This is a genomic window from Massilia sp. BAP21, assembly GCF_057801335.1.
The window spans coordinates 2,171,052-2,183,594 of the sequence record NZ_CM173596.1; the positions used below are offsets into that span (position 1 = coordinate 2,171,052).

A 12,543-nucleotide genomic window follows, 5' to 3' on the forward strand; every position below is an offset into this window, starting at 1 on the left:
GTCGGCCTCTCAGAACAGGAAGTAACGCTGCGCCAGCGGCAGCTCGCGCGCCGGCTCGCAGGTGAGCAGCACACCGTCGGCGCGCACCTCATAGGTTTCGGGATCGACCTGCATGTGCGGCGTGGCGTCGTTGTGCACCATGTCCGCTTTACCCAGGCCACGCATGCTGCGCGCCACGAGCAGCGGCTTGGCCAGGCCGAGGCGTTCCTTGATGCCGGCATCGAAGGCCGCCTGCGAGACGAAGGTGTACGAGGAACGGAACAGCGCCCGCCCAAAGGCGCCGAACATCGGCCGCGCATGCACCGGCTGCGGCGTCGGGATCGAGGCATTCGGGTCGCCCATCTGGGCCGCCGCGATCATCCCGCCTTTCAAAATCATCGACGGCTTCACGCCGAAAAAGGCTGGCTTCCACAGCACCAGGTCGGCGACCTTGCCGGCTTCGACCGAGCCCACCGCATGCGCGATGCCGTGCGTGATGGCCGGGTTGATCGTGTACTTGGCGATATAGCGCTTGACGCGCGCATTGTCGTGGCGCGCGCTATCTCCTGGCAGGGCGCCGCGCTGCAGCTTCATCTTGTGCGCGGTCTGCCAGGTACGCAGGATCACTTCGCCCACGCGGCCCATGGCCTGCGAATCCGAGGACATCATCGAGATCGCGCCCAGGTCGTGCAGGATGTCCTCGGCGGCGATGGTCTCGCGCCGGATGCGCGACTCGGCGAATGCGATGTCCTCGGCAATCGAGGCGTCCAGGTGGTGACAGACCATCAGCATGTCGAGGTGCTCGTCGAGCGTGTTGACGGTGTAGGGCCGGGTCGGATTCGTCGACGACGGCAGCACATTCGCCTGGCCGACGGCGGCGATGATGTCCGGCGCATGGCCGCCGCCCGCACCTTCGGTGTGGAAGGTGTGGATGGTGCGGCCCTTGAAGGCGGCCAGCGTATGCTCGAGGAAGCCCGCTTCGTTCAGGGTGTCGCTGTGGATCGCCACCTGGATGTCCATGCGCTCGGCCACACTTAAGCAGGTGTCGATCGCGGCCGGCGTCGTGCCCCAGTCCTCGTGCAGCTTCAGGCCGATGACGCCCGCCTGCACCTGCTCGACCAGCGGCTCCGGCCGGCTCGCATTGCCCTTTCCAAAAAAGCCCAGGTTCATCGGAAAGGCCTCGGCCGCCTGCAGCATCGAGTGGATGTGCCAGGGCCCCGGCGTGCAGGTGGTGGCCGCCGTGCCCACCGCGGGCCCGGTGCCGCCGCCCAGCATCGTCGTCACGCCGCTCATGAGCGCTTCCTCGATCTGCTGCGGGCAGATGAAGTGGATGTGGCTGTCGATGCCGCCGGCGGTCACTAACATGCCTTCGCCGGCGATGATCTCGGTGGCCGCGCCGATCACGATCGTCACGCCGGGCTGGATGTCCGGATTGCCGGCCTTGCCGATGGCGGCGATCATGCCGTCCTTGATGCCGATGTCGGCCTTCACGATGCCCCAGTGGTCGACGATCACCGCGTTCGTGATCACCGTGTCTGCCACCTGCGCGTGGGGGCGCTGCGACTGGCCCATGCCATCGCGGATCACCTTGCCGCCACCGAACTTCACCTCTTCGCCATAGATCGCGTAATCGTGTTCGATCTCGATCACCAGGCTGGTATCGGCCAGGCGCATGCGGTCGCCCGTGGTCGGGCCATACATCTCGGCATAGGCCTGGCGCCCGATGCGACTCATGGCGCCTCCTCCAGCAAGGGACCGGAGACCAGCGCATTGAAGCCGTGGACGATGCGCTCGCCGCCCAAGGCAATCAAGGTCACCGTGCGCACCTGGCCCGGCTCGAAGCGCACCGCGGTGCCGGCCGGGATGTCCAGGCGCATGCCATACGACAGTCGCCGCTCGAACTGCAGCGCCGGATTGGTTTCAAAGAAGTGGTAGTGCGAGCCGACCTGGATCGGCCGGTCGCCGCCATTCGCCACCTCGACCACGACAGTCGCACGGCCCGCGTTCAGTTCGATCTCGCCTGGCTCCACCAGCAGTTCTCCCGGAATCATGATGTCTCCTAGACGATGGGCTGGTGTACGGTGACGAGCTTGCTGCCGTCGGGGAAAGTCGCCTCGACCTGCACGTCGGGGATCATCTCGGGCACGCCCTCCATCACCTCGTCGCGCGTGAGGATGCGCGTGCCTTCGCTCATCAACTCGGCCACGGTCTTGCCGTCGCGCGCACCCTCCATGATCGCGGCCGAGATGTAGGCTACGGCTTCCGGATAATTCAGCTTCAGGCCACGCCCCTTGCGACGCTCGGCCAGCAGGGCGGCAGTGAAGATCAGCAGCTTGTCCTTTTCGCGCGGGGTGAGTTCCATGCTGTCCTTTCAGGTATTCCACAGGCGCGGGATGACGGCTTCGCGCTGCATCAGCACCGGACGCAGGCGGCGCCAGGCCGCCACCATCACGGCGCGTGCCGCCTGGCTTGAGCAGCCGAGGTGGCGCACCACCACGATCTGCGGCAGCTGGGTTGCGCCGCCCCGGCCATGTACGCCGATCTCCTCGCGCAGCTGGCGTAGCTGGCTGGCGTCGAGCGTGGCGCCGCAGGCGATGAAAGTGGCGCAGACGGTATGCCCGCCCAAGCCGAACGGGCTGTGCATGCCGGAGCCTGCGCCGTCGATATTCCCCTCTTCGTGCCAGACCAGCTTTCCTTCGCGCCGGATGCGCGTGCTTTGCCGGATGCTGCCGCTGTCGAACGTCTCGCCGGAAGCGCTGCGTCCGAAGCACAGCACTTCGCTGCCGATGTAGCGCGCGTTCGCCGCCAGCGTCACCTCATGCCGCATCTCGACCGCGGCTTCGCGGTAGAACAGGGTTTCCTGCGGCAGCCATTCGAGCGACGCGCCTTCCGCCACCTCGATGCGCACATCCTGGCGCGAGGAATGCCCATTCGCGCGGTACCACTTGCCGGCGCCGGGCGTGGTGAGCAGGGCATGCGCGCCGGCGCCGGCCGCGATGCCGATATCGAGCACGTCGCCGCCGACCACGCCGCCGGGCGGGTGCACGATCACGGCATGGCAAACCTCGGCGCCTTCCGGATACAGCGGTTTTTGCACGCGCAGCGGTCCGGTGTGGCGGCGCTCGCCCAGGATCGTGCCGCCGGCACGCGCCATGAAACCCAGGCGCAGGCTGGCCTCCCAGCGGGTGCGGGAATCGACGAAGAGGGAAGGCAGGGCCAGGCGATCGTTCATTGCCGATAGGTCAGCAAGAAGCGTGCCGCGCGCCAAAGCGCCCGTTTGGAAGGAAAAGAGGGAAGCGCTGCCCGGAATTGGTGCAGGCTGTACGCCGCGTGTGCACAGCGCGTGAAGATGGTGCCGGGGCGGTGTTGTCGGCCGCCCCGGATCAGCTAGCGGAGATGGGCGTCAGTCCGCCGCGTTCAGGGTCGATTCCGGCAACTCGAGCGCGCTCAGCTGCCAGCTCCAGAGACCGGTGCGTTTCAGGATGAACTTGCCCGCGTCCTGCTGCGACGTCGAGATCGCCACCTTGCTCCAGCCGCGGTAATCGACCGAATAGTCGGTGGTTTCTTTCGCAGCATCCGCATCCGCTGCCGGCGCCGGGCGTGCGCCCGGCTTGACCTTGCCCGCCTCCATCATCGCCATCACACCCGCCGGCGACACGGCAGCATCGACCACTTGGTTGACCAGGGCAGCGCCCATCATCTGTCCCATGGCGGCGAAGGGATTGTTGGCCATCCCGGCCGAGCCCATGCGCTCCTGCATCATCGTCATCATCTGCCCCTTGAAGCTCTCGCGCAGGGCAGGAAAGTCGATGTGTTCCGACAAACCGTCGGCGTCTTTCTCGGCGATAGCCGTCTTCATCTGGTGCAGGGTCCAGTAGGGGCTGGCGTAGCTGCTGAGGGCGAGGAGAGCAGCGGCGATGGCGGCAGCGCCAAGGGCAGGGGTCTTTTTCATGGGCGATGGGTGAAGTAATGTTGGGACGAGTATATCTGTTAAGAAACACCCAAAGCTCACACAAAATTGCACGGACAAAGGCGTCCGAAAAAGCAAAAAGCCCAACCGTGAGGCTGGGCTTTTTGCTTCTTACTGATGTCTGGTGCCGGCTGCCGGTTTCGAACTGGCCACCTGATGATTACAAATCACCGTGTATCGGTATTCATGGGTGTTGATTGGCGTTGATTTTTTCACTTAATATCATTAATAATCAATTGCTTAGTGCGCATTTGCTGTTGAGTTCAGGTGGATGCGTGTTGATGAGTATGCTACCATCTGGGTTACATGGCGGTTACACAGCGCTTCTTCGTGGGATATTAGTGAGAAAAACAAAATTTGCGGCAGGCAGGGTAGAAGAGTTCACCTGCGAGAGCGGAAAGAGTCAGTCATTCCTTTGGGACACCGCTTCACCTGGTCTCGGGTTGCGGGTAACGGCGAAGGGAGCCAAGTCTTATATTTTTCAGGGAAAGCTGGATGGCGCCACTATCCGGCTAACGATTGGTGACCCACGCACATGGGACATTGCCAAGGCTCAGGCAGAAGCACGTCGTCTGAAAGTGTTGATTGATAATGGGCTGGACCCGCGAAAAGTGAAGGAAGATGCGCTCGCTGCAGAGAGAGCGGCGCGCGCGGTGCAGGAAGCTGCGGTTGTAGCGGAGCACGAAAAACGGATGCGCGAGTCCGTGACCTTGGGCCACGTTTGGCCTGAGTACATTGCCGATCGCATCGCCACGCGAGAAGCTGGCTGGTCGGATCATCATATTGCCGCGCATCGCAAGATTATCCAGGAAGGTGGCCAGCCTCGAAAGCGCAGTCCAGCACTGACGAAGGCTGGTCCACTCTGGTCTTTGTCCAAGCTGCGGCTCGTCGACCTGACGAATGAGCGGGTAGAGGCTTGGGCAAGGGAAGAAGCAAAGATCCGCCCCTCAAGCGCGCGACTGGCGTGGAGGCTGCTCAAGGCGTTCATGAACTGGTGTGCTTCGCATAAAACGTATTCGATTCTGGTTCCTACCAATCCCACCAAGAGCGCGAGGACCCGCGAAAGCCTGGGTAAAGAGAAGCGGCGCCACGACGTTCTTCAGCGCGAGATGTTGCAGTCGTGGTTCAGCGCAGTGCGCAAGATCGGGAATCCGGTCATTGCAGCCTACCTTCAAGTTCTGCTGGTCACCGGCGCCCGGCGCGAGGAGCTTGCTGCACTGAAGTGGGCAGACGTGAACTTCCAGTGGGGTAGCATCAAGCTGTCTGACAAAGTCGAGGATTTCCGAATGGTTCCACTGACTCCCTTCGTTGCTGAGCTTCTAACCAATCTGCCGCGTAGGAACGAGTACGTCTTCTCCAGTCCAACGTCAGCGTCGGGCCATATCGCAGAGCCGCGAATTGCTCATAACGAGGCTGTCGCAGTGGCTAATTTGCCGAAGCTTACGCTGCACGGCCTGCGACGGTCATTTGCCACCTTGAGCGAGTGGATTGAGACACCGAAGGGAATCGCGGCGCAGATACAAGGGCATGCGCCGCAAGGCGTGCGAGAGCAAAATTACATCCGTCGGCCCCTCGATCTGCTTCGTGTTTGGCATACAAAGATTGAAGCATGGATTCTTGAGCAGGCGAGCATCGACCAAAAATCGTCAGCCGCAACACTGCGCGTTGTGGGCGCTTAGAAAATCAGCAGTTGAATCTGGCGCATTGCGCATGACCTTCCACGATTGCTAGATTCCTCCCTGTCTAGTGGATCCTTAAACATAAGAAATAAAACTTGACCTCCTAAAACAAAATTGCAAATATCAAGAGATATTCAATCTTTAAATCCTTGATATTTTCTATGTCTGCTTGTGCAAACGCACGTTCCACTGTCGAAGAGCGCCCGATTACTACCGCATCCCTAACCCATGAGACGCTAAACGAGATTCGCGGCCGTTTTTTCGTGCCGACCTACCAGAGAGGATACCGCTGGGGGAAGGATGAGGTGTGGCATTTGCTCGAGGATATTTGGGCGAGTGGAGGGAAGCCATACAGCCTGCAGCCGATTGTCGTCAAGCTGCGCAGGGAGGCCGCAAGCAAGTCGGAAAGAGAGTGGGAACTGATCGACGGACAGCAGCGACTGACTACCCTATATTTGATCCTGCACTACATCCAGCATGAACTCAGGCACGGCATGGGTGCACCGTACACACTGCACTACGCAACGCGCACTGACAGCACCGAATTTCTCGCCACGATCCACTTGCCTCACCAAGAGGACAGCAGAAACATTGATTACTTCCACATGCATGCCGCATATGGAGCAATCGGCGACTGGTTCGCGAGTCATGGCGACCTTTACAGCCGTAACCGCGCGGCGGGCAAGCTGCACGGCTACCTGTTCGATTCGGTGCGGGTGATCCGCTATGAAGCGCCGGCCGACGTCGCGGCGATTCCGCTCTTTACGCGCCTGAACATCGGCAGGATTCCCCTTACTGCAGCCGAACTCGTCAAGGCCGCCCTACTGTCGGGCGCTGGCGAGCGCACGCTCGAGATCGCCTCGCAGTGGGATGCGATCGAGCGTGATTTGCACGACCCCGATACCTGGGCCTTTGTGGCCGGGCTCGATGCCGAAGACGGCGACACGCAGTATCCGACCCGCATCAGCCTGCTGCTTGACGCGCTGGCTGATGGGATCAAGGCGCCCGAGCGCCGCCGCGACCGCTACCATACCTTCGATACTCTGCTGCCGTCGATCCGCGCGGATGGCGCCGCTTTCTGGAGCAGCGTGCTGGCAATGCATGCCCAGATACTCGGTTGGCACCGGCAACCCGGCATTTACAACAAGATCGGCTTCCTCGTGGCGACGGGCATGTCCCTCGGCCGCTTTACCCGCTTGGCGAGCGGCATCAGGAAAAGCGCCTTCGAGGAGGCGCTAGACCGCGACATCCGCGCTCACATCAAGACGAGCAACGAACAGCTGGCCACGCTGAACTATGTGTACAACCGCGCGAAGCTGATGGACATCCTGCTGCTGCTCAATGTCCAGACTGCTACGCAGGCCGGGCAGCATTTCCCGTTCGCGCGGCATGTCGGCCGCCGCTGGTCGCTCGAACACATTCACGCGCAAAACGCAGAAGACCTGAACCGGGCCGACCAGTGGAAAACTTGGCTCGAGTCGCACCAGAAGGCATTGCGGGCGCTGGGCAAGAGTCCCGAGATGGACGCGCTCGACGCCAAGATCGACGCGGTCATTGCCGAGATTGCCGTGGGCAAGGGTTCCGGCGACACGTTCAAGTTGCTGAGCGAAGACATCCTCGGCCTGCTGAACCGGGATACCGACGCCGACCACTTAATCCATAACTTGGCATTACTGTCGAGCGCCCATAACAGCAGCCTGAACAATTCGGTGTTCGAGGTCAAGCGGCAGATGATCATGAAGCTCGACAGCGCCGGAGAATACGTGCCGCCGTGCACGCGCAACGTTTTCCTGAAGTACTACACGGGCGCCGATGCCCAACAGCCCCATTTCTGGAGCGAGCTGGACAAGATTGCGTATACCAAGGCGATCCGCAAACAGCTGCAACCCTACCTGACCTCGACCAGCGAACTCTGATCATGCATTCTCCCAATTCCCCCGCGCCAGCGGCCGCCCCGCTGGTCAGTTTTGCCGACCTGTTCGGCCTGCGCTTCGGCGACCTCGACATTTCGCGCATCGAAATCCCTCCAATCCAGCGCGACTACGCGCAAGGCCGCAATTCGATCGAAGTCAGCCGCATCCGGGATGCCTTCGTCACGCCCCTGTGCCGCGCGCTGCTGCCGGGCGAAGAGCCGGTCGACCTCGATTTCATTTTCGGCGATGTCAGCGAGGATGGGCAGTTCCTGCCGCTCGACGGCCAGCAACGCCTGACGACGCTGTTCCTGCTGCATTGCTACTTGGCCTGGCGCACACGGCTATCCGGCGCCCACCAGCCGTGGTCGCGGTTTAGCTACGAAACCCGGGCTAGTGCACGGGCATTTTGCGCATTCCTCGTGCGCGAGGCGCCGCCGTTCCCGGTCAAGGTGTCGGACTGGATCCGCGACCATGCCGATTATCTGCCGACTTGGGACTTCGACCCTACCATTCAATCGATGCTAACGATGCTCGACACGCTGCATCACAAAATGACGGAACTGGGCATCACCGATTTTGACGCGGCCCTCGGCCGACTGCTTGACCCGGTCCGGCCCGCCATCCGCTTTTACGTACTGCCAGTCGCAGCCAGCGGTCTCACCAACGAGCTGTACATCAAGATGAATTCGCGCGGCAAGCCATTGACCAGATTCGAGAACTTCAAGGCGCACTTCGAAGCAGTGCTGACACAGGCTGGCCATGCTCAAGCGCCGCATTTCGCGCTAAATGTCGACACCAGATGGTCGAACATCCTGTGGGACTACCGTGGCAGCGACAATGTAGTCGACGACGAATTCATGCGCTACTTCCGCTGCATTACCGAGATCAATGCTTGGAACGCTGGCATCGAATTCAATGCGGAGCTACGCGACGACGACCTGGCGGACATGGTGTACAGCGCCGGCCATTCGCAGGCATCAAAGAGTGTGGATTTCCTGTTCGCCGCCTTTAACGCATGGGACGGCAAGGACATCAAGGTGGAGTTCGAGTCCGTGCTGGCGCCGCGCGAAGCCGCCAGTGACGGTCGGGTTCCCCTGTTCAAGACCCTCAGGACCTTCGAAGAGGATGGAGTGAACCTGTTCGCTGCCTGCTGCCGCCTGCACGGCACTAGGGGCTGGACCTTGGGTCATACCCTGTTGCTGTACGGCGTACTGGTGGAGAAAACCGGCGGCGCGCCGCAGCCGCGCTTCGCCAAGCGCATGCGAATCCTGCGCAATCTAATCGAGGCGTCCGGCGACGAAATTCGCGTCGGCGAAAGAAATACGATGCCGCGCTTGCTAGCCGAAGTACACGCCTTAATTACCATCGAAGACCTGGGCGCGCTCGCCACCTTTAATCAGGTGCAGGTTCGCAACGAAATCGCCAAGGCGGCCATGCTGCGGGAGGCGCCCGAACTCGAAGCCGATATGCATTTGCTGGAAGACCATGACTTGCTACGCGGTGGATTGACAGCCTTTTTCTTGGAGCCGCAGCACTTCGCCGCACGGGCGAAGGCCTTTCTGCAGCTTTTTGACACGGCCCGGACCGTCAATGTACAACCCTACCAGCACCTGACCGGTCCACTGCTCGCCCTCGGCGATTACTCTCGACCATCCATGCGTACTTCAGGCTACTGGCTGCGCGACTTCGGTGCTGCAAAAAACGACGAACCGTGGCGTGACATTTTCCGAGGTAGGAAACGCGAAACCAACCAGCCCGTCAACGGCCCACTGGCCGCACTGCTTGACGCGCATGCTAATGGCACCCCGCTACACAGCCTGGTCGACCGCTATCTTGCTGATCCGGCGACACCGATGGACTGGCGATACTATTTCGTCAAATACGATGTGATGCGTAGCGGTGCTTCAGGGCGCTATATCATCGGGCCGGGTGCTGGTTATCAAACCTGCATGCTCAATAAGGAAAAGCTGACCAGCAATTATTACGATCCTTATGTGCGTGCCATCGTGATGAGAAGCGAATTTCCCCGCAACCGCATCGGTAACCTAGCATGGCCTTATTTCACAGGTTCCGAAACGCTCGCGCGGACCCTCGTGCTAAAGAACAGCAAAATCAGCATTCGTTCAGTGGATGAAGGATGGGAAATCGGTCCACCGGGTGACTTAAAAGATACCGACGCATTCTCTGAAACATGCGCAACTTGTGGGGTTGAGTTGGTGGGCGATAAATGGCTTTTGCGAATAAAGCAGGTCGATGGCTTTGATATGGAAGACCGCATTCAGAAAGGCGAAACTTTATTGCGTGCGTTGGCCACAGCCGACCTGTAGATATTTAATCTGTCCAAGAATTTCGAGGGCTCGTGTTCGTCGTACTCCCAGGCCGTTCTTAATAACGAACCGATCTTTTCATCTGACATCGACGTGAAGTCGCCATCGGCCAATTCTTCGCTTGTAAAGAGGTCACTATGCTGATCTGCCTGCGGTCCAAGTTGCCGTCCTTGGTTCTTGTAAGCAACCATTTTATGGTATGACTTCCAGTATCGAAAGCCAAATTTGGCCTTAGTTGCGCTGAATAACAGTTTTCTCCGGCAGCTAACGCCAAGAGTGGTCATGCGCCGTAAGCCGCACATTGCAGGTTCGCTATCGGCCCTATTAGGGAACCACACCTTAAGATGTAGATCAAAGTGGATGCCTTTAATCGGGATCGCGAATCAAACCGGATTACCTTTAAAAGTGTACTAAGGCCAAGATTTTCCTATTTAACTGTATGGTCAGTGGCGTTGGCCGACATTTACCACAACCTTTAGGCATTTGCGAGCAGGAGCCCGCGAGCCCAGAACGCTGTCAGCCATGGAATAGCACAGGTTCGCCAAGTCGACGAAACCTTTTGCGCGCGCTTCTAGCGTGACTTCTCGAAGGGTGCTGCTTACTAGCTCCACCAAACGTTTCTCGCTCAGATCGCTCACCAGCGAACCGCCGCTTATATCCCGAAGCCAGTCCTCGAAACCGTCATTGCATATGTCGTACAGATTATGCGGCATCACTATCCTTATTAATAAAGCAAATAATTTTCTTATTGTATAAAAGCATATCGGACGCGCAAGCCGCGATACCGGAAAGCTCGAATAGAGGCGATTCACCTAGGTCTGAAGCCATCTTTTAATGGATGATGAGGTCCCAAGTGTCTCTTCCGAAGTAAAGGCCGCTTGTGTTGTTATCGGAGGTCCAGAAGCATAAACTTGACTTGTGCTCGCACTACTCGCCCTAACTAAGAGCTTTGATTCGAAACTGCGTCCTGAATACGCCGTTGATTCTTCCCTCGCATTTCGAGACCTCAGCCACTTAGAAATGACATGGATCTGCTGCTCAACGTCGCCAGCGGGATGATCTGTTTCTGCGATGTATCGTTCAAGTGCCAAGCGCACGAGTTTTCCGCGTTCGCGCACCGGCGTCATCGCCAGCAGCGTATGGACATCAGGAACATCTTGAAAAGTCAGACTGATCCGAACGGTAATCTCAGTACCGATTTTCGGCGGCTTTTCCGTTTGTAATGACATGGGATATCCCGGCGTCAGGACTGGAGCAGTGACAGCAAGCCTAGGCGGCAGAAGCCTTCCGCTACCATCATCCGCGGTTCGTCGCTAGATACAGCGTTGGGGAACCGCTGCTTGAGTCCATTGATAAGCATTTCGGCACCCCCGCCGCCGACGATGATGCCGTCCAATGCCGCAGCCTTTTGCCCAAACACTCGGTTGGCTTCATCCATGACCACGGCCTCGAAGCCCGCTTTCGCTTGATTAAGCAGGGGCGAAACGTCGACTCGTTCACCAAAGTGTTTTATGCCTCCGGTGTGTACTGCAGCTTCAACCACGTCCAGTGATGTCGGCAACTTGGCTTGCGCCAGTGCGCTTGACATGCCATCGTAGACCAAGTGCATTCCCGCGCATGATATGGCCGCGTATTCCATCATCGCGCCTCGGTCGCACAGAGCGAAGTCAGTCGTGTAATGCCCAATCTCGATTACGCCCCAAGCCTCGTTGTCGAGGTCCCGCCCAGGATGGAGGCGGCCGTTGCCATGAATCGAAAGCCACTGAAGCGGTGCGTCTGCTTGGCTCTGGACCATCACCCGGAGTGTCTGTCCAGGCAGGAGCCGCGGCGTTAGTAAAGCCACAATACGGTTCCGGAGCGCATCGCGTTGCGGCCCGACGAATTTTGCGGGCAAACCCATCACCAGATGCACTCGAGCGGAGGGGTTCCCGAACGCCTGCATAGCCTTACGCCACGCTCCAAGCACCAGTGCGTCGTGCTGGGAGCTCTCAATCCAGTCATTATTTTGCCCTGTATAGACTTCTGAGCGACCTTGCCGTAGTGCGGTGTCACCGATGAAGTATCGGCGACCGTCCACTTCGACGGTCTCGAGCTCGGCTTTTTGCCGGGTCTGCTCGTTCGTCAGTGCGATCGCTGGCATCACGACGGTAGGAATCTGAAACGAGAGGCGCTCATCGGGGGACGCCAGTGAGGCCGCCCGGACTTTGAACATTGAGTGGCCGCCGTCAATTGCGATCGAGAGTTTTTCCATTTATGGTGCTCCAAGCGTGAGGAAGAGATACAAAGGTAACGTGCAAGTCGGCGTGCGCAAGTCAGGTCCCGTTTTGCGGCACCAAGCCGGTGTCCGAACCTGAATTTCGTCCGTGTCGAAATTCGATGTCAGAAATCACGCCGCCGCTACCTATCGCTGCTTGCGGAAATTTGAGCGAAATTCCGAAAAGAAATAGTTCTTGCAAACTATCTATGTTTGGAGTACATTAGAGCGGTCGGTTTTCGGCATTTTTGTACCCCTCTTTATAAGTTGTTCTGTCCGCAGGGAGAGACCAGCTTTTCGCAACGCCAGCCTTTTGGCACCGTCTTGCTTTCATTCGATGGCAAGCACTCACTTCATTAAAAATCAGCTCTTACTTGGCTGAGTCTCGCCCGCGAGTCTCCACAGACAGGTACAGAGTGAT

11 protein-coding genes are annotated in these 12,543 nt (G+C 59.2%); 3 read left to right on the forward strand and 8 right to left on the reverse strand.

Going from position 1 to position 12,543, the window contains the following annotated elements:
* Window positions 1–9 precede the first annotated feature (9 nt).
* From ureC to ACWYRN_RS09585, 5 genes are all read right to left on the reverse strand, one after another.
* Window positions 10–1,713 (reverse strand): urease subunit alpha, encoded by a 1,704-nt coding sequence (gene ureC / locus ACWYRN_RS09565; RefSeq protein ID WP_488692168.1) that lies wholly within the window; start codon window positions 1,711–1,713, stop codon window positions 10–12.
* The gene (locus ACWYRN_RS09570) at window positions 1,710–2,030 is read right to left on the reverse strand and encodes an urease subunit beta (protein WP_488692169.1); all 321 of its coding nucleotides are present in this window, start codon (window positions 2,028–2,030) and stop codon (window positions 1,710–1,712) included. Before ACWYRN_RS09570 ends, ureC begins: the two co-directional genes overlap by 4 nt.
* 8 nt (window positions 2,031–2,038) lie before the next feature.
* Window positions 2,039–2,341, reverse strand: a complete 303-nt coding sequence (gene ureA / locus ACWYRN_RS09575) for an urease subunit gamma (RefSeq protein ID WP_488692170.1) — start codon at window positions 2,339–2,341, stop codon at window positions 2,039–2,041.
* 9 nt (window positions 2,342–2,350) lie between these two features.
* Window positions 2,351–3,211 (reverse strand): urease accessory protein UreD, encoded by an 861-nt coding sequence (locus ACWYRN_RS09580; protein WP_488692171.1) that lies wholly within the window; start codon window positions 3,209–3,211, stop codon window positions 2,351–2,353.
* A 171-nt stretch (window positions 3,212–3,382) separates the two neighbouring features.
* Entirely contained in the window at window positions 3,383–3,931 is a 549-nt protein-coding gene (locus tag ACWYRN_RS09585) for a DUF2939 domain-containing protein (RefSeq protein WP_488692172.1), read from the reverse strand.
* A gap of 215 nt (window positions 3,932–4,146) precedes the next feature.
* Between ACWYRN_RS09585 and ACWYRN_RS09590 the strand changes: the two genes are divergently transcribed.
* From ACWYRN_RS09590 to ACWYRN_RS09600, 3 genes are all read left to right on the forward strand, one after another.
* Window positions 4,147–5,628 carry a tyrosine-type recombinase/integrase gene (locus ACWYRN_RS09590; protein WP_488692173.1) on the forward strand — a complete coding sequence of 494 codons (1,482 nt, stop codon included), beginning with the start codon at window positions 4,147–4,149 and terminating at the stop codon, window positions 5,626–5,628.
* Between the two features lie 263 nt (window positions 5,629–5,891).
* On the forward strand, window positions 5,892–7,544 hold the full coding sequence (locus ACWYRN_RS09595) for a DUF262 domain-containing protein (RefSeq protein WP_488692174.1): 1,653 nt from the start codon (window positions 5,892–5,894) through the stop codon (window positions 7,542–7,544).
* Window positions 7,545–7,546: 2 nt separating this feature from the next.
* The gene (locus ACWYRN_RS09600) at window positions 7,547–9,868 is read left to right on the forward strand and encodes a DUF262 domain-containing protein (protein WP_488692175.1); all 2,322 of its coding nucleotides are present in this window, start codon (window positions 7,547–7,549) and stop codon (window positions 9,866–9,868) included.
* A 443-nt stretch (window positions 9,869–10,311) separates the two neighbouring features.
* Here ACWYRN_RS09600 and ACWYRN_RS09605 read toward each other — a convergent pair whose 3' ends face one another.
* The 3 genes from ACWYRN_RS09605 to ACWYRN_RS09615 all read right to left on the reverse strand — a co-directional run bounded on the left by ACWYRN_RS09605 (window position 10,312) and on the right by ACWYRN_RS09615 (window position 12,119).
* A complete protein-coding gene (locus tag ACWYRN_RS09605; RefSeq protein WP_488692176.1) occupies window positions 10,312–10,581 on the reverse strand; it encodes a hypothetical protein in 270 nt (89 codons plus the stop codon).
* 99 nt (window positions 10,582–10,680) lie between these two features.
* On the reverse strand, window positions 10,681–11,097 hold the full coding sequence (locus tag ACWYRN_RS09610) for a hypothetical protein (RefSeq protein WP_488692177.1): 417 nt from the start codon (window positions 11,095–11,097) through the stop codon (window positions 10,681–10,683).
* Between the two features lie 14 nt (window positions 11,098–11,111).
* Entirely contained in the window at window positions 11,112–12,119 is a 1,008-nt protein-coding gene (locus ACWYRN_RS09615) for a ParM/StbA family protein (RefSeq protein WP_488692178.1), read from the reverse strand.
* Between the last annotated feature and the right edge of the window lie 424 nt (window positions 12,120–12,543).